Raw genomic sequence first — 23265 nt, 5'->3', positions numbered from 1 at the left:
TCTCCCCGCGGGGCGGGCATGACTGAAACTTCAGTTAGAGTCTGGGCCGCGGAGCCATGCCAGCCGCCCCGCCTCCCTGCCGGCCCGCGCTTGCCGCCCCCATCTGAAAGAGCCACCGCATGACCACCGAGCACCCCGGCGCGTCACCCTCCTTCGCGGCGCTGACCGCTGACGATCCGGCGGAGATCGGCGGGTACCGGCTGCACGCCCGGCTCGGCTCGGGCGGAATGGGGCACGTCTACCTGGCGTACACGCCGGGCGGTCGGCCGGTGGCCCTCAAGACGGTACGGCCGGAGCTCGCCGGGGACCCCGAGTTCCGTCACCGGTTCGCGCAGGAGGTGGCCAACGCCCGGCGCATCCACGGCCTTTACACCGCCCAGGTCATCGACGCCGGTGCCGACGCGGTGACGCCGTGGCTCGCGACGGCCTACGTGCCCGCCCCCTCGCTGCACGAGGTGCTGCGTCGGCACGGTCCGCTGCCCGTGGGGACCGTGCTCCTCCTCATGGCCGGCATCGCGGAGGCCCTCCAGTCGATCCACGGCGCCGGAGTGGTCCACCGCGACCTCAAGCCGGCCAACGTGCTGGTCGCCACCGACGGCCCCAGGGTGATCGACTTCGGCATCGCGCGGGCCGCCGACGCGGTCGCGCTCACCAGTGCCGGCCTGCGGATCGGCACGCCCGCCTTCATGGCGCCCGAGCAGGCCCTGGGGCAGCCCGCCACATCGGCGACCGACGTCTTCGCACTCGGCGCGCTGGCCGTGTACGCCGCCGGCGGGGCACCCCCCTTCGGCGACTGCCCGGAATCCGTGGCCCTGTACCGGGCGGTCCACGAACAGCCCGACCTCGGCCGCGTACCGACCGAACTGCACGCGCTGTTGGGGCAGTGCCTGGCGAAGGACCCCGCCGAACGACCCACCACCGGCGCCGTGATCGAGGCCGTGCGCCGCCACCCCGCCGTGGGCCCGCAGGTGCGGTTCGCCGACGGCTGGCTGCCGACCGCCGTCCGTACGGAGCTCTCCCGCCACGGCGACCTGCCCGCACCGCCCGCACCGCCGCACGCGCAACCCACCGTCACCGCCACACCGGTGCCCCTCCCGCGGGCCGAGGCGCCCGGCCCCGCCGCGCCGCCGGCCCCGGCCCGGCGCGCCGGAAGGCCCGTTCGCTGGATCGTGGCCACGGCGGTCGCCGCGCTGCTGCTGGGCGGCGGCGCGGTCTACTACTTCGACTACCCCCCGGAGGATCCGGCGCCGCCTGCCGAGGAAGGGCAGTCGCAGGACGCGTCCGGAGGCGGATTCCGGCCGGGGTACGCGGGCGTGCAGCTGACCTCCCCGGATGCGGGCTACGAGTTCGACCTGCGGAACGGCAAGGTCGTTCCGGAGTCCAGCGCCGACTGGTACCTGTCGCGCTCGGCCACCGAATTCGCGGTCCCCGACGACAGTGACGCCTTCATCGCCCCCGGCGGCAGCCTCACGCCCGACGACTGCCTCAAGGGGATCGATCGCAGCCCGGTCACCTCGCTGAAGTTCAGCGAGCTCGAAGACCAGCACCCGTTCTGCGTCCGGAGTGCGAACGGCCGGGACGTCGTGATCGTGCGGCTGGTCGAAGCCGTGCCCGACGGCGGCGCGGTGACGGTCTCCCTCAGTCGCTACGGCAAGGACTCCTGACCCCTCCGGCCCGGTGCTCCGCCGCTGGTCGGCAAGGGGCGCCGGTCCCGGCAGAAGTCATGTCCACTGTATTGACTGAATTTTTAGTCAGTGGCAAGGTCGGGACAAGATCCCACTGCCGACCCGTCAGAGAAAGCCACCCGCTCATGCCCCATGACACTCCGGCCGGAATCCCCGCTCCGACCCGCTCCCAGGAGCCACGGCCATGCAACTGACCCCCACGGAACGCGACCGGCTGCTGCTGTTCAGCGCCGCCGAACTGGCCCGCTCACGACGTGCGCGCGGCTGCCGGCTGAACGTGCCCGAAGCGACGGCCCTGATCGCCGACACGGTCTGCGAGGCGGCCCGCGACGGCGCCCGGCTCGCCGAAGCCCTCGCGGCCGCCCGCGCCGCGCTCGGGCCCGGTGACGTACTGCCCGGCGTGCCCGACGTCGTCACCGAGATCCATGTGGAGGCGGTCTTCGACGACGGAACCAGGCTGGCCGTGGTCAGCGACCCGTTCCAGGGAGGCGGCCTCGGCCCCCACGCCCCGGGTGCGGTGCTGCCCGGCCCGGCCGACCCCGAGCCCGAGCCCGCCGTGGTGATCGCGGTGCGCAACACCGCGACCGTGCCGATCAGCGTCACCTCGCACTTCCACTTCTTCGAGAGCAACCCGCGCCTGGACTTCGATCGGGCCGCCGCCTACGGGATGCGGCCCGCCGCACCGACCGGTTCGTCCACCCGGTTCGACCCGGGGGCGGTCCGTGACATCGGGCTCGTGCCCATGGGCGGAGACCGGATCGCGATCGGCTTCGCCGGGCTGGTCGACAGCCCGCTCGACGCACCGGGCGCACGCCGCGAGGCCCTGCGCCGGGCGGCTGCCTGCGGCTACCTCGGGGCCAGGACCGATGACGACCAGGAGGACTCGCCGTGAGCAGCACCATCGATCCGCAGGAGTACGCCGCCGTGCACGGCCCGCGGGCCGGTGACCGGGTGGTCCTCGGCGACTCCGGCCTGGTGGTCCGGGTGGAGTCCGACTCGCAGAAGTCGGGCGAGGAGTTCCTGGCCGGCTTCGGCAAGACCGCCCGCGACGGGATGCACCTCAAGGCCGCGTCGCTGCGCGAGACCTGCGACGTGGTGATCAGCAACGTCCTGGTCATCGACGCGGTCCAGGGCATCCGCAAGACCTCCATCGGCCTCCGCGAGGGGCGCATCCACGCCATCGGGCGGGCCGGCAACCCCGACACCCTCGACGGCGTCGACGTCGTCGTCGGCACCGGCACCTCCATCGTCTCCGGTGAGGGCATGATCGCCACCGCCGGCGCCATCGACACCCACGTCCACCTGCTGTCGCCGCGCATCATGGAGGCGTCGCTCGCTTCGGGGGTGACCACGATCATCGGGCAGGAGTTCGGTCCGGTCTGGGGCGTCGGCGTCAACTCCCCCTGGGCGCTGCGCCACGCGTTCAACGCCTTCGACGCCTGGCCGGTCAACATCGGCTTCCTGGGCCGCGGTTCGTCCTCCGGCGAGGCGCCGCTGGTCGAGGCGCTGGCCGAGGGCGGCGCCCTGGGCTTCAAGGTGCACGAGGACATGGGCGCGCACGCCCGCGCGCTGGACACCGCCCTGCGGGTCGCCGAGGAGTACGACGTCCAGGTCGCGCTGCACAGCGACGGCCTCAACGAGTGCCTCACCGTCGAGGACACCCTGCGGGTCCTGGACGGCCGGACGATCCACGCCTTCCACATCGAGGGCTGCGGCGGCGGGCACGTCCCCAACGTGCTGAAGATGGCCGGTGTCCCCAACGTCATCGGCTCCTCGACCAACCCCACCCTGCCGTTCGGGCGGGACGCGGTCGCCGAGCACTACGGCATGATCGTCTCGGTCCACGACCTCAAGACGGACCTGCCCGGCGACGCCGCGATGGCCCGCGACCGCATCCGGGCCGGCACGATGGGCGCCGAGGACGTACTGCACGACCTCGGGGCGATCGGCATCACCTCCTCCGACGCCCAGGGCATGGGCCGGGCCGGCGAGACCGTCCGCCGCACCTTCGCCATGGCCGGCAAGATGAAGGCCGAACTCGGCCCGATGGACGGCGACGGCACCCACGACGACAACGCCCGCGTACTGCGCTACATCGCCAAACTCACCATCAACCCCGCCATCGCCCACGGCCTCTCGCACGAGATCGGATCGATCGAGGTCGGCAAGATGGCGGACATCGTGCTGTGGAAGCCGCAGTTCTTCGGCGCCAAACCCCAACTGGTGCTCAAGTCCGGCTTCCCCGCCTACGGCGTCACCGGCGACCCCAACGCCGCCAATGACCGCTGCGAACCCCTGGTGCTGGGCCCGCTGTTCGGGGCGCACGGCGCCACCCCGGCCGATCTATCGGTGGCGTTCGTCAGCCGGGCCGCCGCCGAGTCCGGTACGTTCGGCAGGCCGTACGACGCGATGGCCACCCGGCGCCGCAGGGTGGCCGTCCGTGGCACCCGGGGCATCGGCCCCGCCGATCTGGTGAACAACGCGCGCCTGGGTGAGGTGCAGGTCGACGCGGACAGCGGACTGGTGACGCTGGACGGGGAGCCGATCCGCTCCGAGCCGCTCCAGGAAGTGTCGCTCAGCCGCCTGTACTTCCTGTAAGCGGCCAGGCCGGAGACCCAGTGCAGCGGTGCCTCGGGAGAGGTCCCGCGGCCGCGACGCGCTCGCCCCCTGGGGCCGATCCGGCATGCCCGGATTCCCCCCGGGCGCCGGTGCGCGCGCCGGTTCCGCCACTGGTGGAAACCCGCCGGATTCTTCTCGCCCAGCTTCTTGACTGAATTTTCAGTTCGGGGCAGGATTCCGGCACATCGACGCTCCGGCATCTGCTGGACCTCCGCATACCGGCCGGTCTCCGGCCGTCCCCTCGCCTCTGCCTTCTCGGCATCCGCCACGTCCCGCACGTGGCCTCCCCCTCCCCCAATCCCCGGAAAAGAGAGTTCCCATGAGCTTCCGCATGCCCGCTGAATGGACCGAGCACGAGCGCTGCCTGATGGCCTGGCCCACGCGGCACGACCTGTGGGGCACCGTCCTGGAGGCGGTCAAGCAGGAGTACGCGGACGTGGCGCGTGCCGTCGCGGAGTTCGAGCCGGTGACCATGGTCGCGCCGCCCGGCCACGGTGGCGAGGCCCGCGCACGGTGCGGCGAGGGCGTCGAGGTGATCGAACTGCCCCTGGACGACTCGTGGTTCCGCGACTCCGGGCCGGTCTTCGTGGTCGGCCCCGACGGCCGGCGGGCCGGAGTGGACTTCCGGTTCAACGCCTGGGGCGGCAAGCACCACCCGTTCGACTCCGACGACCGGATCAGCGGCCTGCTGCTCGACCGGCTCGGCGAGCGGACCGTGCGCTCGGAAATGATTCTGGAGGGTGGTGCGATCACCGTGGACGGCGAGGGCACGCTCATCACCACCGAGCAGTGCCTGCTCCATCCGAACCGCAATCCGGGGATGAGCCGGGTGGAGATCGAGGCCGAGTTGACGGCCCGACTCGGTGTCACCAAGGTCATCTGGCTGCCGTACGGCGGCCTGCTGGACACCGAGACCGACGGGCACGTGGACGGCGTCTGCGCGTTCGTCGCCCCAGGCAAAGTCGTGGTGCAGCTGCCCGACGACCCCACGCACCCCGACTACGCGCGGATGCGGGCCAACCGTGCGGTGCTGGAGGCCAGTACGGACGCCAGCGGGCGGCGGCTGGAGATCGTCGACCTGCCGCAGAGCGCGTTCGTCGAGGTCGCCGGTGCACCGGTCGAGGTCGGGTATCTCAACTTCTATCTGGCCAACGGGGGCGTCGTCGTCCCGATCGCCGGTCTGCCGCAGGACGCGGAGGTGCTGGCCGTCATCGCCGCGGCCTGCCCCGACCGCAAGGTGGTGGGCGTGCCGACCCCGGTGATCGCCCACGGTGGGGGCGGGGTCCACTGCATCACCCAGCAGGTTCCCGCCGTGGTTCCGGTGGTCTGAGCCCTCTCCGCCCGCGCCGGCCCCGGGCCGTCCGTCGCATGGACGGCCCCGGGTCGCCCGCCTGTCAGCCCTGCCGTGTACGGAGAGGAACCGCAGCGATGCCCACACCACCACCCCGGCCGAGGAGGCGCCGCGCCCGTCGGCGTGCCCTCGCGGCCGGCGGCCTGTCCGCCCTTCTGGTGACGTCCGCCTGTGCGGGCCCGCCCGCTGCCGGGGCGTCCGGCGCGCGAGCGGACTTCCGCCTGTCCGCGAGCACCCCGGCCGCCAAAGGCGAGATCGACTCGTTCAGCTGGGCGCTCTACGCGGAACCGTCCACGCTCGACTACCTCGCCGCCTTCGACTACCCGCAGAACATGATCCTCTCCAATGTCTGCGAGAGCCTGATGCGGTGGACGCCCCGGCTGACCCTGGCCCCGGGCCTGGCCCGGAAGGCCACCCATCCCGACCCGCTGACCTGGGTCTACGACCTGCGGCCGGGTGTGCGCTTCCACGACGGCGGCGTGCTGAGCGCCGATGACGTGGTGTTCAGCCTGGGCCGTCAGATGAACCCGGCCAACGGGTCGGCATGGGCATCGGTCTTCAACAACGTCGCCGCCCTCACCAAGACCGGCCCGCTCCAGGTGACCGTGAAGCTCAAGCGGCCCGACTCGCAGTTCCCCCAGTACATGGCGACCGCGGCCGGGGTGGTGGCGAGCCGGTCCGGCGTACAGGCGGCGGGGCGGGACTACGGGACCTCGGGCAGCCTGGACTGCACCGGCCCCTTCCGGCTCGGGGCCTGGAGCAAGGGCCAGTCCCTCGAACTGCGCCGCTTCGACGGCTACTGGGGCACCAGGGCCAAGTCGGCGAAAGCGGTGTTCCGCTTCCTCCCCGACTCCTCCGCGCGTACCAAGGCGATGCTCGGCGGCGAGGTGGACGGCGGGTACCTCATCCCCACCGAGAGCTACGCCGCGCTGCGTTCCAGCGGCGTCGGGACCCTCTCCTTCGGCGAGGGGCTGAGCACCGTCAACGTCAACATCACGAACATGCACGGTCCGCTCGGCGACGTCCGGGTCCGCCGCGCGCTGTCCGTGGCCCTGGACCGTCGGGGCTTCGTCAAGACCGGGCTGAGCGGGGCGGGCGCCGCCACCGGATCGCTCACCACCAAGGCCGCCTGGTCCGCCGCCCCCGAAGCGGTCCGCCGCGCCGCCTTCACCGGACTGCCGCCCACCGCACGGAACCTGGACGAGGCCAGGAAGCTCATCGACGAGGCGGGGGCATCCGGCAAGACGGTCACCATCGCCACCAGCTCCATCGGCCAGGACGTATCGCTGCTGGCCACCGCCGTACAGGCGGCCGGCACCCAGATCGGACTGCACGTCCGGCTGAAGACCATCGCGCCCAACGCCTTCAGCGCGCTGTTCACCGACCCCACGGCGCGCGAGGGGATCGACATGTTCCCCGAGACGTACTACGACTCCATCACCGATCCGCTGGACCTGCTGAGCAACTTCCGGACCGGCGCCTACCAGAACTACGCCGGCTACCACGACCGCGCCTACGACACCCTGGTCGACCAGGCCCGCGCCACCGACGACGCGGCCCGGCGGCTGGGCATCGAGGCCAAGCTCCAGCAGAAGGCGGCCGCGCAGGTCCTGTGGATCCCCGTCGCCGAGTGGCCCACCGCCGTGTTCCTCAACAAGCGGATCACCGGGGCGCCCACCACCATCTCCTACCTGTACTACCCCTGGGCCGCCGACGTCGGGGCCGCGCGATGAGCCTTCTGAGATTCGCCCTGCGGCGGCTGGTGGAGATGGCCGTCACCCTGCTCGGCGCCTCGTTCGTGATCTTCGGCGCGATGTATCTGGCGCCCGGCAACCCGGCGAGCTTCCTCCTGTCGGGACGGTCCGCCTCCCCGGCGGCCCTCCAGGCCATCAACGCGCAGTACCACCTCGACGCGCCCTTCGCCGTCCGGTACGTCCGCTGGCTCGGCCAGTTGCTGCACGGCGACTTCGGCCGTTCGATCACCTACCGCACCGACGTGTCCCGGCTGCTCGCGGACCGTCTGCCCGCCACCCTGCTCCTGGTCACCATGGCGCTGCTCCTGGTGCTGGTCCTGGGCCTCGCACTGGGCCGGATCGGCGCGGTCCGCGGCGGCGCCGTGGACTCCACGATCCTGGTCACCACCACGCTCGCGGTGGGCACCCCGTCCTTCGTCGCGGCGGTCCTGCTCCAGGGCCTGTTCGCGCTGCGGCTGCACTGGTTCCCGGCCGGCGGCACCGGAGAGGGCCTCGGGCAGATGCTCTGGCACCTGACGCTGCCCGCGGTCGCCCTCGCGCTGTACCTGATCGGCATGCTGGCCCGCGTCAGCCGCAGCGCCATGCTCGACGTCCTCGGCCAGGAACACGTCACGGTGGCGCTCAGCCGCGGCGTGCCGCACCGCAAGGTGATCGGCCGCCATGTGTTCCGCAACGCGCTGGGCACGGTGCTCACCACCGGCGGCCTGATCGTCTCCACCCTGCTGGTGTGCACCGTCCTGGTCGAGTCGGCGTTCGGTGTCGGCGGCATCGGGCAGCTCCTCGAACTGTCCATCACCACGAAGGACTTCCCCACGGTGCAGGCCATCTCCCTGATCATGGTCGGGCTGTTCATGGCGGTGAACCTCGTGGTCGACCTGCTCCATCCGCTGGTCGACCCCCGCGTCGCCCTCGGCCCCGGGAGGTCGGCCGGATGACCGCCGTACTCCCCCTGCGCAGGCCCGGCTTCGCCCGGATCCGCACCGCGGGCGCCCCGCTGTACCTGCTCTGCCTCGGATGCGTCGCCCTGCTGGTACTGGCGGCGCTGCTCGCCCCCTGGCTCGTCCCGGCCGACCCCAACGCGGTCGACCTCGGGAACGCGCTCGCCGGACCGTCGGCCGCCCACCCGTTCGGCATCGACGCCTCCGGCCGCGACACCCTCTCCCGCCTGCTGATCGGCGCCCGCACCTCACTGCTGGGCCCGCTCGGGGTGGTCGCCTTCTCGACCCTGACGGGAGTCGTCGGCGGCGCGACCGCGGCCTGGCGGGGCGGCTGGCTGGACTCGGTCCTCTCCCGCAGTACGGAACTGGTCTTCGCCTTCCCCGGGATGCTGCTCGCGATCCTGATCGTCTCCGTGTACGGCGAAGGGCTCATGGCACCGGTCGTCGCCCTCGCCGTCGCCTACCTCCCGTACGTCAGCAGGCTCACCCGGTCCCTGGTCCTCGCCGAACGCGAACGCCCGTACGTCAACGCCTACTTGGTGCAGGGGCACTCGGGCATCCAGGTCTGCCTGCGGCACGTCCTGCCGAACATCGCGCCCGTCGTCCTCGCCCAGTCCACCATCAACTTCGGCTACGCCCTCATCGACCTGGCCGGCCTCTCCTTCCTCGGTCTGGGCGTCCCGGCGCTCACCCCCGACTGGGGCCGGATGGTCTTCGACGGCCAGACCGCCGTCCAACAGGGCTACCCCCTGTCGGCGATCCTGCCGTGCGCCGCGATCGTGCTGACCGTCGTCGCCTTCAACGTCGTCGGTGAGCGCTGGGCCGACCGGGTTTCCAGGAGGGACCGCTGATGAGCACCCCCGACGTCGCTCCCGTACTCGACGACTCCGGCGTCCCCGACGTCGCTCCCGTCCTCGACATCCGGGGTCTGCGACTGCGGCTGCCCCGTACCGTCCGACCGGTGCTGGACGGTGTGGACCTCACGGTCGCGGCCGGCGAGACCGTGGCCCTGGTCGGCGAGTCCGGCTCCGGCAAGACCCTCACCTCGCGCAGCGTCCTGCGGCTGCTGCCGACCGGCGCCACCGCCGAAGGCCGCGTCGAGGTCGCCGGCGCGGACGTCCTCACCATGACGTCCCGGCAGCTTCGCGCGCTGCGCACCTACACCGCGGCGATGATCTTCCAGGACCCCCGGGCGGCCATCAACCCCCTGCGCCGCATCGGCGACTTCCTCACCGAAAGCCTGCGCCTGAACACCGGAATGCCGGCAGCCGAGGCGGACCGGCGCGCCGCCGAGATGCTCGACGCCGTCGGCCTCGCTCCCGCGCTGCTGCGCCGCTACCCGAACCAGGTCTCCGGCGGCATGCTCCAACGCGTCATGATCGCGGCGGCTTTGATGGGCGAACCCGCCCTGCTCCTGGCCGACGAGGCCACCACCGCCCTCGACGTCATCAGCCAGGCCGAGGTCGTCGCCCTGCTGGCGGAGCTGCGCGCACGCTTCGGCACCGGGCTGCTCTTCGTCACCCACGACCTGGGCCTGGCGGCGGCCATCAGCGACCGGGTGTGCGTGATGTACGCCGGCCGGATCGTCGAGTCCGGGCCTGCCGACGCCCTGTTCGCCCGGCCGCGGCACCCGTACACGAGCGCGCTCCTCGCCGCCACCCCTCGGCTCGACGCACCGAACGGACGACTGGCCGCCATCGAAGGCCAACCACCGGACCTGCAAATGGAATTGACGGGCTGTCCGTTCGCGGCGCGCTGCGCGTTTGCCACCGGCATCTGCGCCGAGCAGGCACCCGGCGAGCGCCCGGTGCCGGGCGAAACCGCCCACTCCGCCGCCTGCCACCACAGCGACCGGCTCGAAGGGAGCACCGACCATGGCTGAGCCCGTGCTGGAGGTCACCGGCCTGTGCCGCTCGTACGGCACCGTCCACGCGGCGGACGACGTGTCGTTCACCCTTCCCACCGGCGGATCGCTCGGCATTGTCGGGGCGTCCGGCTCGGGCAAGACGACCACCGCCCGGATCGTCGTGGGACTGGAACACGCGGACGCCGGCCGGGTCGTGGTGCGCGGCCGGGAGCGCGGCGGCCGGGCCCGGGGGCGGGCCGCCCGGCTGGCGCGCGCCCGCGAGGTGCAGATGGTCTTCCAGGACCCCTACGTCTCGCTCGACCCGAGAGTCAGCGTCGACGCGGCGCTGCGGGAGACCCTGCGGCTCCACTTCCCGCGGGCCGACCCGTCCCGGCGGCTGGCCGAGCTCCTCGATCAGGTCGGTCTCGGTACCCGTGCCGCGGGCGCACTGCCCCGGCAGCTCTCGGGAGGCCAGCGCCAGCGGGTCGCCATCGCCCGGGCCCTGGCGGTGGAGCCTGCCGTCCTCGTCCTGGACGAGGCCGTCGCGGCACTCGACGTCTCGGTGCAGGCGCAGATCCTCAACCTGCTCGCCGACATCCGCGCGCAGACCGGCATCGGCTACCTGTTCATCACCCATGACCTCGGTGTGGTGCGCTGCGTCACGGACGACGTCGTCGTCATGCGCCAGGGGCGGATCGTCGAGTCGGGCGGCACCGCCGAGGTCCTCACCGCGCCCCGGCACCCCTACACCCGGCTGCTGCTGGACTCCGTCCCCCGCCCGGGATGGGATCCGCAGGCCATCGCCACGGCCCGGCGCTCCCGGTAGTTCCGCCGCCCCGTGCGAGAGAGCCGTGCTCCACCGACCCGTGGGCCACCGATCCGACCGCCCCTGATCCGCACACGTCCGCTGCACACACGACTGCTCGGAGATCAGAGATGAATGACCACACCGCACCCCACGTCCCCGCCCGCCACCCCCTCGACAGAAGGCGCTTCCTGGCCGCGACGGGCCTCGCCGCGGCCGGTGCCGCCTGGACGGCGACCGGCTTCGGCAAGGCGTCGGCCGCCCACGCGGCACCTGTGCCGGCATCGGGATTCGCCGTACCGATCGACACCGTCGCCCACACCCGGACCTGGATGGCCTGGCCCGACAGCACCGCCATCTGGGGCCCGAAACTGCGGGGCGTCCAGGCGAACATCGCGCTCATAGCCCGCACGATCGCGGCGTACGAACCCGTCACGATGTGCGCCAACCCCGCCGGCGCCGCGGCGGCCCGGAGCGCCTGCGGCCCTTCCGTGACCGTCCTCGACTCGATCCCGGTCGACGACTGCTGGATGCGGGACACCGGCCCCGTCTTCCGCACCGACGGCGCCGGCGGTCTCGACACCATCGGCACGAACTTCAACGGCTGGGGCAACAAACAGCCGCACGCCCGGGACGCGTTGGTCGCCGAACGGATCGCGGCCCACCTCGGCGTGCCCTTCACCGCCGGCGGGTTCGTCGGCGAGGGCGGTGCGGTGGAGACCGACGGCAACGGGACGCTCATGGCCACCAAGAGCAGCCTCGTCAACACCAACCGCAACCCCGATCTGACCCAGGCACAGATCGGCACCGCCATGTGCGATGTCTACGGAGCCTCCCAGGTGATCTGGTTCGACGGCCTGACCGGCCGCGACATCACCGACGACCACGTCGACGCCACCTCCAGGTTCACCGCCGCCACCGCCGGTCTCGTCCAGATGCCGCTCGCCACGGACACCGACGCCTGGGCGCAGGACGCGCGCCGGCAGTACCAGATCCTCTCCACGGCAACCGACTCCCGGGGCAACCCCTTCGCGGTCACCCGCCTCCAGGGCCCCGACTACGGGCTCATCCGCTCCACCGATCCCCGCTTCGTCGCGGCGTACGCCAACTACTACGTATGCAACGGCGCAGTGATCTCCGCCCAGTTCGGCGACGCCCGCGCCGACGCCGCGGCCAAGGCGACCCTCCAGCAGCTGTTCCCGGACCGGGTCGTCGAACAGCTCGACATCGACAGCCTCGGCGCGGGCGGCGGCGGCATCCACTGCGTCACCCAGCAGCAGCCCCGTCCCTGACCTGGAGCGGGCGGGCACGGTGCCGGTGCTGCCCGGCACCACCGGGCGCGGGCGCGGGTACGGGACCGCCCGCGCCCGCGGTGGCGAGTAGCCTGCGGGGGTCCACGATCCGACCGTGCTGCACTGGAGTGTGACCCGGCGATGCCCCTTCCGAGCCTCCTGGCGGTCTTCGCGCACCCGGACGACGAGTCCCTGTCGGCGGGCGGCGTACTGGCCCGCCACGCGGCCGCGGGAGCCCGGACCGCGGTCGTCACGGCGACCTGGGCCGAGGGCACGCACCGGGTCGCGGAGTTGGCGGAGGCGCTGCGGATCCTCGGCGCCGGCGAGCCGCGGATGCTGGGCTACGCCGATGCCCGGGTCCCGCAGTCGGCTCCCGGCGGCGTCCGGCTCTGCGACGCGCCGCTGGACGAGTCGGTGCGGAGGCTGGTCCGGCACATCCGGGAGGTTCGCCCGGAGGTCGTCGTCACCCATGACGCCTACGGTGGGCTGACCGGCCATCCGGACCACCTCCACACCCACCGGGTGACCGCACTCGCGGTCCAGGCAGCCGGGTTGGCGCACCTCTACCCGGACGCCGGCGCCCCCTGGCGGCCGCGCGCCCTGTACCTGGCCACCCACCCCGACTCCGCCGCCGGGGAGCTGGGCGCACTCCTGGTACGGAACGGCAGGCCCATGTACAGCGTGCCGGACTCGTGGGTCGGCGCAACCGTCGACGTCCGCCCCTGGCTCGCGCAGAAGATCCGCGCCGTGCTGGCCCATCGCAGCGAGGTGGAGCGGGGAGCCCTGCCGGGCCGGATCGCCCGCATGGCACCGGCCGATCGCGAGCGGCTGCTGTCGACGGAGTGGTACATCCGCCACGACCTCGGACCCGCGTCGGCCCTTCCGCATCCGGAGTCGGTCTGCTGAGGGGTGGGGCCACCTTCCCATCAAGCCAGTTCACGCGCGGTCGGTGACCTTCGTCGTCCACCGGCCGTGCCTGGACGAGGCGTTGGCGGGGCGTGTCCGGACTGGTTGCGCGGTCGTCGACGCACTCGCCGCGCACACCTCACAGGCCCGCACCCATCGCCCGCGAACGGCTCAAAAGCGACGCCTACCAGCTGTCATTGCCAACCCATGGTTGTCACATGACCAATCCTTTTCCTAACCTGCTGTTGCGGAGGGCGACAAACGCACTCCGCACGGGTCAGCACACGCATGACAAAACCGGGGGCACGCCACTGAAGCGTGCCCCCGGTTTGCTTGGCCCGTGACGCGTCGCGCCGACCATCAGCTCTGGCGGGCAACCGGTCGGCCCCGACGCGCGATCCACGCGACCACGCATCGGAGGGTACCGTGAACCACCCCGACCGATTAAGAGCCGCGATAGAGGCGGCCGGCACCACCCCGCTGATCGGCGTCTTCGACATGTTCTCCGCGTCCCTGGCGGCGCGCCACTACGACGGGATGTTCGTCTCCGGCTTCGGCTTCGCGGCGTCCCACTACGGCCTCCCGGACATCGGGTTCATCGCCTGGCCCGACATCGTCGCCTTCGTGCAGCGGCTCCGCACGGCCTTCCCCCGGCAGCACCTGCTGGTCGACATCGACGACGGCTACGTCGACCCGGAGACCGCGTGCCACGTCGTGCAGCAGTTGGAGTCCATCGGCGCCTCCGGCGTCATCCTGGAGGACCAGCAACGCCCCCGGCGCTGCGGCCACGTCGACGGCAAGCAGGTCCTGCCACTGGAGGAGTACCTCGCCAAACTCGACCTGGTCCTCCGGTCGCGCCGGGACCTGGTCGTCGTCGCCCGCACCGACGCCACCGAGGAGGAGGAGATCCTGCGCCGCGCCAAGGCGCTGGCCGCGACCGACGCCGATGTGATCCTGGTGGACGGTGTGCGCAGCGTCGACTGGATCCACAAGGTGCGCCGCGTCATCGACGGCAAGCCACTGCTCTTCAACCAGATCGCGGGCGGCAAGTCACCCCGGCTGTCACTGACCGAACTGCAGCAACTCGGCGTCGACGTCGCCATCTACAGCACGCCCTGCCTCTTCGCCGCCCAGACCGCCATCGACCGGGCGCTGGGCGACCTGAAGCAGGCCGACGGCCGCCTGCCTGAGCACACCCCGGACGCCGTGGGCGTCAACGAGTGCCTGGCCCTGCTGGAGCGGAACATCAGCCGCCACCACGACCCCGTCCCGATCGACGCCGTGCGCTGACGCCCGGTCCGCGCACCTGTGTTGGGGCCGCGCCGCCATCCCCGCCGGCGGCGGCCGCGCGGCGCGGCCCCTGCCCTCCCCGCACCGCTCCCCCGCCCCCTCCCTCCGGAGGAATCCGTGCCGCACCACTCCCCCGGCACCGCGCGCCGGGTGCTGCGCCGCGTCGACTGGTACATCGTCGCGCTGTTCTGTGTCATCGGCCTGGCCGCACTCGCCCCGGCCGACGGGGCCGCCGCCGAGAGCGTCTCGTTCACCGCCCGCCTGGCGGTCGGACTGCTCTTCTTCCTCTACGGCGCCCGGCTCTCCCCGCAGGCCGCCCTCGACGGCGTACGGCACTGGCGGCTGCACCTGCCCGTCCTCGCCCTGACGTTCCTCGCCTTCCCGGCGGCGGGCCTGGCGGCCGGGCTGTTGCCGCCCAGTGTGCTCAGCCCCGAACTGGCCGCCGGTGTCCTCTTCCTGACCGTGCTGCCCTCCACCGTCCAGTCCGCCATCGCCTTCACCTCCCTGGCCCGCGGCAACGTCGCCGCGGCCATCTGCGCGGCGTCGTTCTCCACCGTCCTCGGCGTGGTGCTCACCCCGCTGCTGGCGGTCGCCTTGCTGCGGCAGAGCGGTGCCGGGCCCGGCGACGTCCCCGTCACCCCGTCCCAGCTCACCGACATCGCGGTCCAACTCCTGCTGCCCTTCCTGGCCGGACAGGCAGTGCGGCGTTGGATCGCCGACTGGCTGGGCCGGCACCGGGCCCTGACCACCCTCTGCGACCGCGGTTCGATCCTGCTCGTGGTCTACTCGGCGTTCAGCCACGGGATGACCGCCGGGATCTGGCACCGGATCCCGCCCCTCCGGCTGCTGCTCCTGGCCGTGGTCTGCGCACTGCTGCTGGCCCTCGCACTGTCCGCCGCCCACGGCACCGCCCGGCTGATCGGACTCCCGCGCGCCGACCGGATCACGGCCGTCTTCTGCGGTTCCAACAAGAGCCTGGCCAGCGGGTTGCCGATGGCCACCGTGCTGTTCCCACCAAACCTGGTCGGCATCACGGTCCTGCCCCTGATGCTCTACCACACCCTCCAACTCGTGGTCTGCGCCTACCTCGCCCGTCGCTGGCCCGCCCCCTCGGCCGCACCGCCCACCGGGCTCCCCTCCCCACCCCCCGCCCCTGTCGGGCAGCATGAGCGCGACCTCCCGGACCCGACGAGACAGCCGTGACCCCGCACAGACGCAGACACCAGCACAGACACCTACGCAGACACAGACACATACTCAGCAGACGCCGTCACACGTAGCGGTCGGGGCCGTTGCGCGCCCCGCACGTGGCCTGCGCCGGCGCGCCGGTGGGCGTACGGGATACTGCCGTACACAACTGCAGGCACGGGTGGGGGTACGGGTGCAACCGCTGGCGAAGAACGATCCACAACAGATCGGACCGTTCCGGGTGATCGGGCTGCTCGGGGGCGGCGGCATGGGGCGGGTCTACCTCGGCCGCGCGACCGACGGGCGGACGGTGGCGGTGAAGACCGCCCGCTCCGAACTCGCCGACGACCGCGGCTTCCGGACCCGCTTCGCCCGTGAGGTGGCCGCGGCCCAGCGGGTCGGAGGCCCGTTCGTGGCGCCGGTGGTCGAGGCCGCGCCGCACGACGACGTGCCGTGGATGGCGACCGAGTACGTGCCGGGCGTCCCGCTGAGCGCCGCCGTGCACGACCACGGGCCGCTGCCCGCGCCGACGGTGCGGCTGCTGACGACCGGACTGCTGCACGCGCTGACCGCGGTGCATGCGCACGGCCTGGTGCACCGCGACCTCAAGCCGTCCAACATCCTGCTCACCGCCACCGGTCCGCGCGTCATCGACTTCGGCATCGCGCACTCCGCCGCGGACACCGCCCTGACGATGACCGGCACCGCCCTCGGCACCCCGGGGTTCATGGCCCCCGAACAACTCGCCATGACGGGCGCCCGGATCACGGGCGCGGCGGACGTCTTCGCGCTCGGCGGGGTGATCGTCTTCGCGACGACCGGCGACGGCCCGTACGGGAACGCCGAGCCGCAGATCCTGATGTACCGCACCGTGCACGAGGAGCCGCAGTTCGGCGAACTCCCGGACGGACTGGCCGAGTTGGCCGGGTCGTGCCTGGCGAAGGATCCGGAGCGGCGGCCCACGCTGCCCGCCCTCGTGGCGCGGATGGGCGCCCCCGGCCCGTACGAGGACTGGCTGCCGGAGCCCCTCGCCGTGCAGCTGCGCCGGCTGTCCACGCAACTCGGCGACCCCAGGTCCCGGGAGACCGCCCCGCACACCCCGGCCGCGGGCCCCGCCGAAGTCGCCTTCGAGGGACTGCCGACCCGCACGATGGCGAGCAGCCCGGCGCCCCCGCTGCCCGACGCCCCGCCCCGGGAACCGCACCGCTCCGACCTCCCCACCGCGCCACCGCCCCCGTCCGGGCAGCCGGCGTCGCCGGGCCCGAGTCGACGCCGGTTGCTCGCGGCGCTGTCCGGCGTCGGGGTCGTGGCCGGCGGCGGGGCGCTCGCCTGGACGCTGTGGCCGGACGGCGGCAAGGACCCGGCCGGCGGCACGGTCGCCGGCGGCGGGTCCGGCGGCGGTACGAAGCCGTCCGCCCAGTTGCCGCAGGCGATACGCGACAAGGGCATCGTCACCATCGGCTCGGACCTCACCTACTCGCCGATGGACTTCCTCAAGGCGGGCGCGCCCGCCGGTCTCGACGTCGACCTCGCCGACGCCCTCGGCCGCGCGCTGGGCGTCCGCTGCGAGTTCCGCAACTCCGCCTTCTCCGGCCTCCTCACCGGGCTGGCCGCGGGCCGCTTCGACCTCGTCATGTCGGCGCTGACCGACACCAAGGACCGGCAGGACGGGCACGGCGCCGGGACGACCGGCGGCGGCGTCGACCTGGTCGACTACCTCAGGTCCGGGCTGACGCTCGTCGTCCGCCGGGGCAGCCCGGAGGGGATCCAGAAGCCCGAGGACCTGTCCGGCAAGCCGGTCGCCGTCCAGCGCGGCTCGGCGGCCCAGAGCTACCTGGACGAGCTGAGCCGGAAGGTCCCCGCGCAGGTGAAGGTCCAGATGTTCGACTCACCGGCCGAGGTCTACGCCAACGTCGCCCAGGGCCGGTCCGTGGCCTGCCTCGACGACTTCCCGGTCGCGGCCTACACCGTGGCGACCGGCTCGGGCGGCGCCCTCCAGGTCATCGGCGCGCAGATCGATCCGTACCCCTTGGGCATCGCGGTCGCCAAGACCAACACGGCCCTGCGCGACGCCGTACGGCAAGCCCTCGACCACCTCATCAAGAGCGGCGAGTACGCGACGATCCTCAAGCGGTGGTCCGTCGAGGGCGGCGCGGTGGAGCGCGCGGTCGTCAACGGGGGCCGTTAGGGCGACGCGGGGCCGGGCGTCGGTGACGCCCGGCCCCGGTCAGCGGCGGAAGTTCGACGGCTTCACCGCAGGTACGACGCCCCGTTGACGTCGAGCACGGCCCCCGAGGACCAGCCGGCCTCCGGCGAGGCGAGGTACTTCACGGCGGCGGCGATCTCCTCGGGCGCGGCGACCCGACCGAACGGGCTCTGCCGCTCGACGGTCTCGGTGATCCGGTCGGTGACCCGTTCGGTGGCGACGAAGCCGGGGGCGACGGACGCGACCGTGATGCCGTGGGGGGCGAGGGAGACGGCGAGCGACTGGCCCAGTGCGTGCACGGCGGCCTTCGTCGCCCCGTAGGCGGGGTGGTCCGGCTCGCCCTTGAAGGCGCCGCGGGAGCCGATGTTGACGATCCGGCCCTCGATGCCGTGGTCGATCATGTTGCGGGCGGCGCAGTAGGTGACGTGGGCCGTGCCCAGCAGGTTCACGTCGACGACGCGCCGCCAGGCGTCCTGCCAGTCCTCGAAGGAGGTGCGGTCGAGCGGGTGCGCGACGTTCGCCGCCGCGTTGTTGACCAGCACGTCGAGCGGGCCGAGCGCGTCGACGGCCGAGGCGACCACCGCGGCCGCGCCGTCCGGGGTACTGATGTCTCCCTGCACCAGGACGTGGCCGCTGCCCTCCAGGGCGTGCAGGGCGTCCTCGGCGGCCTCCCGGCGGGAGGCGTAGTGCAGGGCGACCCGGTCGCCGTCGGCGGCGAAGGCGGTGGCGATCGCGCGGCCGATGCCGCGCGCCGCTCCGGTCACCAGTACGGTCCGGTTCCGCTTCATCGGGCGTCCTCCAGCGGTGGGCGGCGCGAAGGCCGCGACGATCTTGCTCGACACCCTTGCACGCCGTTCCGGGGCACGGAAGACCGGGGCGGCTCCCGCTCGCGGATCCGCGGGTCCGCGAGAGGAGGCCGCCCCGGTGGTCGAGCGGGCCGGCGACGGCCGGCCGGGGTGCGCCGACGGATCAGAAGTCGTCCGCGCCGTTGCGGAGTTCGTACGTCCAGTAGCCGGTCGCCCACTTCGCCGGGTCGACGGCGATGCCCTCGCGGCCGGGCGCCTTCACGGCGGCCTGGCCGCTGCCGCCCTGGAGGGTGACGGAGAAGTCGGTGACCGGCTCGTTGTTCTCGTCGACGCCGCCGTCCGACAGCTTCACCAGGGCGTAGGCGGGGTCGCCGGGGTTCAGCACGACGGGCAGCTGGGGCTTGCTCTTGGCGACCGGCGGCACGTTCTCCCGGTGGCTTTCGAGGAACTGGATCTCCGGGTAGCCCTTGAGCGTGCAGCGGTGGCCGGAGGTGTTCTTCGCGGTCAGGACGATGTGGGTGTAGGGCGGGCCGTCCTGGTAGGCGGCGCTGATGGCGACGTCCTTGGTGTTGCAGGCGGGGGCTGCCCCGGATCCGTTTCCACCGGTGCCGGAGCCCTTCGCCGCGCCGGTCTTCCCGGTGGTGTGCGCGGTGGCGCCGTCCTTCGCGGCGTCGTTGCCCTGCGAGGTGTCGGCCTGCTCGGCGGGCCGCCCGGAGTCTCCGGCGGCTGCGGAGTCGCTCGGCGCCGGGCCGGCGGACTTCGTGGCGGCTCCGTCCCCGCCACAGGCGGTGAGGGCCAGCGCGAGCACGGCGGTGCTCGCGGCGGTGAGGGCGGCGGTGCGGTGACGGAAGGTTCTCATGGCGTTTCCCTGAGGGCTGAGATGCGGTGAAGTGGACGTCGGATCAGTTGGTGAAACGTCACTGACCTGCTGACATGCAGGATTCTGGGGGCCGCCGCTCACGTCCTGCTGGTGTCCCGCTGATGCTCCGCTGATGTCCGGTACCGGTGCCCGCGGGGTCCCGCGGGCACCGGCTCACCCGTCGTCGGCGAGCCGCCGCACCGCCTGTTCGAACCGCGCGCGGTACTCCGGCCGCGTGGTCACCCGCAGCAGCGCCTCCAGGGCCCGTACCGCGCCCTCGTCGTATCCGGCGCGCTCCGCCTCGCCGGCCGCGCGGTCCAGCAGCCGGATGCCCTCGCTCTCCTCGCCGAGCGCCAACCGGGCCTCGCCGCTGACGGTCAGCAGCAGCGTCCGGCGGGCGGCCTCCTCGTGCTCGGGTCCCAGGTCGAGCGCGGCGCGGGCGGCGGTGAGCGCTTCCTGCGGCCGGTTCGCGGTGAGCTGTATCCGGGCGAGGTGCTGCAGGGCGAGCATCTCGGTGTGCGCGTCGGGTTCCTCGCGGGCCAGCGCGACCGCCCGGGTGCAGCCTTCCAACGCGGCGTCGAGTGCGCCCTGTTCGGCCTGGACGATGGCCAGGTTGATCAGTGCGGTCGCCTCGCCGAGCCGGTCACCGGCCTGCCGGGCGAGCCCGGGTGAACGTTCCAGCAGGGCGGCGGCCTCGGCGACCCGGCCCTCCTCGCTCAGCACCCAGCCGAGCAGGTTGATCACCCTGGACTCGGCGTAGGGGTCGTTGCGGGCGCGGGCCGAGTCCAGTGCCAGTTGGAGCGGTGGCACCCAGCTGTCCCGCACCCGCCACACCACCTGCGGCCACTGGAGCAGGATGATCCGCCAGGCCCGGTCGTCGAGCCCGGCGGTCCGGGCCGCGGCGGCGGCCAGCGCCAGGTCGTCGCGTTCGGTGGCGAGCCAGCACATCGCCGCCGCCCGGTCGGTGAAGTCCCGGACGGCGGCGGGGTGGCGGAAGTCGTCGGGCAGGGCGAAGCAGGGCTCACCGCCCGGCTCGGCGGTTTCGGCGGCGGCGAGCGCGGTGGCGATGTAGTGGTCCAGTACGCCGAGGAGGGCGTCCGGTCCGGATGCGGGGTCGAGACCGCGGGCGTAGAGCCGGACCAGATCGTGCAGCTGCCGGCGTCCGGGGGCCGTCTCGGTGACGAGGTGGGCGGCGGTGAGCCGTTCCAGCGCCGCCGCCGCGGCGACCGGGTCGGTGCCGGCGAGTGCAGCAGCCGTGTACGCGTCGAAGTGGGCGCCGGGGTGGTGGCCGAGCCGGGACAGCTGGTGGACCGCGTCCGGCGGGAGGTGCTGCACGGTCAGTCCCAGTGCGGCCGGGACGCCGGTGTCGTCCACCGCGAGGTAGGCCAGCCGGTTGCGCTCGTCGGCCAGTTCGTCGGCCAGGGCGGCGAGCGTCCATTGTGGGCGGCCGGCCAGCCGAGCCGCGGTGACGCGCAGGGCGAGCGGCAGGCCGCCGCAGAGTTCGGCGAGCCGGCGGGCGGCGGCCGGTTCGGCCCGGACCCGTTCCTCGCCGAGCACTCCGGCCAGCAGGGCGGTGCCGTCCTGCGGTTCGAGGGTGTCGAGCGGGACCGGGCGGGCCGCGTCGGAGGCGATGAGTCCCTCCAGCCGGTGCCGGCTGGTGACCAGGGTGACGCAGTCGGTGCCGCCGGGCAGCAGCGCCCGGACCGTGGCGGAGTCGCGGGCGTTGTCGAGGACCACCAGGAGCCGGCGGTGGTCGGTCAGGGACCGGAAGAGCGCGGCCGCGGCGGGGGCGGAGGCCGGGACGCGCTGCGGTGCGACACCGAGCGCGAGCAGGAACTCCCGCAGGACCTCGATGAGCGGGGGCTCACCGGTCTCGCTGAATCCGCGCAGATCGGCGAAGAGCCGGCCGTCCGGGAAGGCGGCGGCGTCGCGGTGCGCCCAGTGGAGGGCAAGCGCGGTCTTCCCCACGCCGGCCGGTCCGGTGACCAGGCAGACGGGTGCCTCGCCCGCGGCGGCCCGGGTGAGCGCGGCGAGTTCGGTGAGTCGCCCGTGGAAGCCGCGGGGAGCGCGGGGCAGCAGATCGGTGGGGTGCGGTTCGTGAGCGAGGGGCGGCAGCGGGAGGGGATGGGGCGATCCGGGGCCGGGGCCGCCGTCGGCACGGAATCCGGGCTGGGCGGCTGCGGGCGTCGCCGCTCCGGGCCGGTCGGCCGCGGCCCGGCGTCCGGTTCTCGTCCCGGCACGCTCCCCGTCCGCCGCCCGGTCTCCTTCCCCCTCCGGCACGGGGTCGCCGCGCAGGATCAGCGCGTGGGCGGCGGCGAGTTCGCGTCCCGGGTCGATTCCCAGCTCGTCGGTGAGCAGCCGTCTGGTGCGGTGGAACCAGTCCAGGGCCTCCGACTGCCGCCCCGCCCGGTACAGCGCCGTCATCAGTGCCGCGGCCAGCGACTCGCGCAGCGGATGCGCGACGGCTTCCGTCCGCAGTACGGCCGCGGCCCGGTGGTGCTCCCCCGACGCCGTGTACGCGCGGGCCAGATGCTCGACCGCGGCCAGCCGCGACTCCTCCAGCGCGTGCGCGGCCGCCTGGAGCGGGGGGCCGGCGAAGGCGCCGGTGAGCGCCGGGCCCTGCCACAGCGACAGCGCCTCGTTGAGCATCCGCACGGCATCGGCGGGGTCGCGCTGCTCCCGCGCCAGCGTCAGCAGTTCCTCGAACCGCCGGGAGTCCAGGAGGGTTTCCGGTACCCGCAGCACGTAGGCGTCGCCGAGGGTGAGCAGTTCCACGCCGTAGGCCGCCGCGTCCGCGCCGACGAGGAGGGCGCGGAGCCGGGAGACGTGCCCCTGGACGACGTTGCGGGCGTGCAGCGGTGGTGCGTCCTCCCACAGGCAGTCCGTCAGCCGGGCCACGGAGACGGGAGTGTTGGCGGAGAGCAGCAGTGCGGCGAGCAGACTGCGGCGTTTGGCGGGGCCGAGCGGCAGCGGTCCGGAGAGCGCGTCGACGGAGACGGTGCCGAGCAGCCGGAACTCCACGGGCGGCTTCCCTTCTGGGTGGGATGCACCCGACGTCGGGGGCACTGAGGAGAAAAGCCCAGGATATCGGGGGTGCCGTGGAGGCTGCGTCGACACCATCGGCCCGCCGGTCGGCGGGTCCGGGTCAGCCGTTGAGCGCGGCCACGCCGGCCTGGGCGAACTGCTCGTCCAGGTCACCGCTGGGCGCGCCCGCGACACCGACGCCCGCGATCGGGGCGCCCTTGGCCTGGACGGGGGCGCCGCCGGCGAGGAACAGCGTGCCCGGGATGTCCTTCAGGGTGGGTGCCTGCTCCAGGCGCTTGACCAGGGCCGAGGTGGGCGCGTTCCAGGACACCGAGGTGAACGCCTTCTCCTCCGCCGCCTTGTACGACTGCGGGCCGGCACCGTCGCCGCGCAGCGTGACGATGGTGTTGCCGTTGCGGTCGACGACGGACACCGACACGTGCTGGTCGGCCTTCTCCGCTGCGGACAGCGCGGCCTGGGCCGCCTTGGCCGCCGCGGCGACGGTCAGGTGGTCGGTGGTGACGACGTTCTGGGTCTGCGCCTGGGCTGCCGTGGCCGCACCACTGCGGCTGGCGTCGTCCGGGGCCGCGACGGCGACCGCGCCGACGGCGGTCACCCCGACGGCGGCCAGCACGGCCGCGCCGGCGATGATCCGGGTACGGGTGGACGGCATCTTCATGGGAGGTGCTCCTCTTC

General features: G+C 73.2%; 18 protein-coding genes. 14 read left to right on the top strand and 4 right to left on the bottom strand.

Annotated features, from left to right (window positions below; genetic code table 11):
* Positions 1–119: 119 nt before the first annotated feature.
* The 14 genes from CG747_RS22965 to CG747_RS22900 all read left to right on the top strand — a co-directional run bounded on the left by CG747_RS22965 (position 120) and on the right by CG747_RS22900 (position 17862).
* A complete protein-coding gene (locus tag CG747_RS22965; protein ID WP_100603687.1) occupies positions 120–1664 on the top strand; it encodes a serine/threonine-protein kinase in 1545 nt (514 codons plus the stop codon).
* A 205-nt stretch (positions 1665–1869) separates the two neighbouring features.
* The gene (gene ureA, locus CG747_RS22960) at positions 1870–2577 is read left to right on the top strand and encodes an urease subunit gamma (RefSeq protein WP_100603686.1); all 708 of its coding nucleotides are present in this window, start codon (positions 1870–1872) and stop codon (positions 2575–2577) included.
* On the top strand, positions 2574–4283 hold the full coding sequence (locus CG747_RS22955) for an urease subunit alpha (protein WP_100603685.1): 1710 nt from the start codon (positions 2574–2576) through the stop codon (positions 4281–4283). Before ureA ends, CG747_RS22955 begins: the two co-directional genes overlap by 4 nt.
* Positions 4284–4623: 340 nt before the next feature.
* Positions 4624–5634 carry an agmatine/peptidylarginine deiminase gene (locus CG747_RS22950; protein WP_100603684.1) on the top strand — a complete coding sequence of 337 codons (1011 nt, stop codon included), beginning with the start codon at positions 4624–4626 and terminating at the stop codon, positions 5632–5634.
* A 98-nt stretch (positions 5635–5732) separates the two neighbouring features.
* Positions 5733–7388, top strand: a complete 1656-nt coding sequence (locus tag CG747_RS22945; RefSeq protein WP_100603683.1) for an ABC transporter substrate-binding protein — start codon at positions 5733–5735, stop codon at positions 7386–7388.
* Positions 7385–8344 carry an ABC transporter permease gene (locus tag CG747_RS22940; protein ID WP_100603682.1) on the top strand — a complete coding sequence of 320 codons (960 nt, stop codon included), beginning with the start codon at positions 7385–7387 and terminating at the stop codon, positions 8342–8344. The genes CG747_RS22945 and CG747_RS22940 overlap by 4 nt, the downstream gene beginning before the upstream one ends.
* Positions 8341–9198 carry an ABC transporter permease gene (locus CG747_RS22935; protein ID WP_100603681.1) on the top strand — a complete coding sequence of 286 codons (858 nt, stop codon included), beginning with the start codon at positions 8341–8343 and terminating at the stop codon, positions 9196–9198. Before CG747_RS22940 ends, CG747_RS22935 begins: the two co-directional genes overlap by 4 nt.
* Positions 9198–10229, top strand: coding sequence for an ABC transporter ATP-binding protein (locus CG747_RS22930; protein ID WP_100603680.1), 1032 nt, complete (start codon positions 9198–9200; stop codon positions 10227–10229). The genes CG747_RS22935 and CG747_RS22930 overlap by 1 nt, the downstream gene beginning before the upstream one ends.
* Positions 10222–11019 carry an ABC transporter ATP-binding protein gene (locus CG747_RS22925; RefSeq protein ID WP_100603679.1) on the top strand — a complete coding sequence of 266 codons (798 nt, stop codon included), beginning with the start codon at positions 10222–10224 and terminating at the stop codon, positions 11017–11019. The genes CG747_RS22930 and CG747_RS22925 overlap by 8 nt, the downstream gene beginning before the upstream one ends.
* Before the next feature lie 110 nt (positions 11020–11129).
* Positions 11130–12290 carry an agmatine/peptidylarginine deiminase gene (locus CG747_RS22920; protein ID WP_100603678.1) on the top strand — a complete coding sequence of 387 codons (1161 nt, stop codon included), beginning with the start codon at positions 11130–11132 and terminating at the stop codon, positions 12288–12290.
* Between the two features lie 141 nt (positions 12291–12431).
* On the top strand, positions 12432–13196 hold the full coding sequence (locus tag CG747_RS22915; RefSeq protein WP_100603677.1) for a PIG-L deacetylase family protein: 765 nt from the start codon (positions 12432–12434) through the stop codon (positions 13194–13196).
* Positions 13197–13622: 426 nt separating this feature from the next.
* Positions 13623–14486 (top strand): oxaloacetate decarboxylase, encoded by an 864-nt coding sequence (locus CG747_RS22910; RefSeq protein WP_100603676.1) that lies wholly within the window; start codon positions 13623–13625, stop codon positions 14484–14486.
* A 117-nt stretch (positions 14487–14603) separates the two neighbouring features.
* Positions 14604–15689 (top strand): bile acid:sodium symporter family protein, encoded by a 1086-nt coding sequence (locus CG747_RS22905; RefSeq protein WP_100603675.1) that lies wholly within the window; start codon positions 14604–14606, stop codon positions 15687–15689.
* Between the two features lie 178 nt (positions 15690–15867).
* Positions 15868–17862, top strand: coding sequence for a bifunctional serine/threonine-protein kinase/transporter substrate-binding domain-containing protein (locus tag CG747_RS22900; RefSeq protein ID WP_180985669.1), 1995 nt, complete (start codon positions 15868–15870; stop codon positions 17860–17862).
* Between the two features lie 62 nt (positions 17863–17924).
* Here CG747_RS22900 and CG747_RS22895 read toward each other — a convergent pair whose 3' ends face one another.
* The 4 genes from CG747_RS22895 to CG747_RS22880 form a co-directional block, all read right to left on the bottom strand.
* A complete protein-coding gene (locus CG747_RS22895; RefSeq protein ID WP_100603673.1) occupies positions 17925–18668 on the bottom strand; it encodes an SDR family NAD(P)-dependent oxidoreductase in 744 nt (247 codons plus the stop codon).
* Between the two features lie 181 nt (positions 18669–18849).
* On the bottom strand, positions 18850–19545 hold the full coding sequence (locus tag CG747_RS22890; RefSeq protein WP_100603672.1) for a DUF4232 domain-containing protein: 696 nt from the start codon (positions 19543–19545) through the stop codon (positions 18850–18852).
* 174 nt (positions 19546–19719) lie between these two features.
* Positions 19720–22566: a BTAD domain-containing putative transcriptional regulator gene (locus tag CG747_RS22885; protein ID WP_100603671.1), complete on the bottom strand. Its 2847-nt coding sequence runs from the start codon at positions 22564–22566 to the stop codon at positions 19720–19722.
* Positions 22567–22690: 124 nt separating this feature from the next.
* On the bottom strand, positions 22691–23248 hold the full coding sequence (locus CG747_RS22880; RefSeq protein WP_100603670.1) for a heme-binding protein: 558 nt from the start codon (positions 23246–23248) through the stop codon (positions 22691–22693).
* Between the last annotated feature and the right edge of the window lie 17 nt (positions 23249–23265).

This window comes from Streptomyces sp. CB02959 (assembly GCF_002803155.1).
In the GTDB taxonomy this organism is placed as follows: domain Bacteria; phylum Actinomycetota; class Actinomycetes; order Streptomycetales; family Streptomycetaceae; genus Streptomyces.
This window is presented reverse-complemented; position numbering and strand designations above follow the sequence as displayed.

What these genes read in the sequence shown, in the direction of transcription:
- CG747_RS22965 (WP_100603687.1), top strand. Translation starts at nt 120, where the DNA reads ATGACCACCGAGCACCCCGGCGCGTCACCCTCCTTCGCGGCGCTGACC.
- ureA (WP_100603686.1), top strand. Translation starts at nt 1,870, where the DNA reads ATGCAACTGACCCCCACGGAACGCGACCGGCTGCTGCTGTTCAGCGCC.
- CG747_RS22950 (WP_100603684.1), top strand. Translation starts at nt 4,624, where the DNA reads ATGAGCTTCCGCATGCCCGCTGAATGGACCGAGCACGAGCGCTGCCTG.
- CG747_RS22945 (WP_100603683.1), top strand. Translation starts at nt 5,733, where the DNA reads ATGCCCACACCACCACCCCGGCCGAGGAGGCGCCGCGCCCGTCGGCGT.
- CG747_RS22940 (WP_100603682.1), top strand. Translation starts at nt 7,385, where the DNA reads ATGAGCCTTCTGAGATTCGCCCTGCGGCGGCTGGTGGAGATGGCCGTC.
- CG747_RS22935 (WP_100603681.1), top strand. Translation starts at nt 8,341, where the DNA reads ATGACCGCCGTACTCCCCCTGCGCAGGCCCGGCTTCGCCCGGATCCGC.
- CG747_RS22930 (WP_100603680.1), top strand. Translation starts at nt 9,198, where the DNA reads ATGAGCACCCCCGACGTCGCTCCCGTACTCGACGACTCCGGCGTCCCC.
- CG747_RS22925 (WP_100603679.1), top strand. Translation starts at nt 10,222, where the DNA reads ATGGCTGAGCCCGTGCTGGAGGTCACCGGCCTGTGCCGCTCGTACGGC.
- CG747_RS22920 (WP_100603678.1), top strand. Translation starts at nt 11,130, where the DNA reads ATGAATGACCACACCGCACCCCACGTCCCCGCCCGCCACCCCCTCGAC.
- CG747_RS22915 (WP_100603677.1), top strand. Translation starts at nt 12,432, where the DNA reads ATGCCCCTTCCGAGCCTCCTGGCGGTCTTCGCGCACCCGGACGACGAG.
- CG747_RS22895 (WP_100603673.1), bottom strand. Translation starts at nt 18,668, where the DNA reads ATGAAGCGGAACCGGACCGTACTGGTGACCGGAGCGGCGCGCGGCATC.
- CG747_RS22890 (WP_100603672.1), bottom strand. Translation starts at nt 19,545, where the DNA reads ATGAGAACCTTCCGTCACCGCACCGCCGCCCTCACCGCCGCGAGCACC.
- CG747_RS22880 (WP_100603670.1), bottom strand. Translation starts at nt 23,248, where the DNA reads ATGAAGATGCCGTCCACCCGTACCCGGATCATCGCCGGCGCGGCCGTG.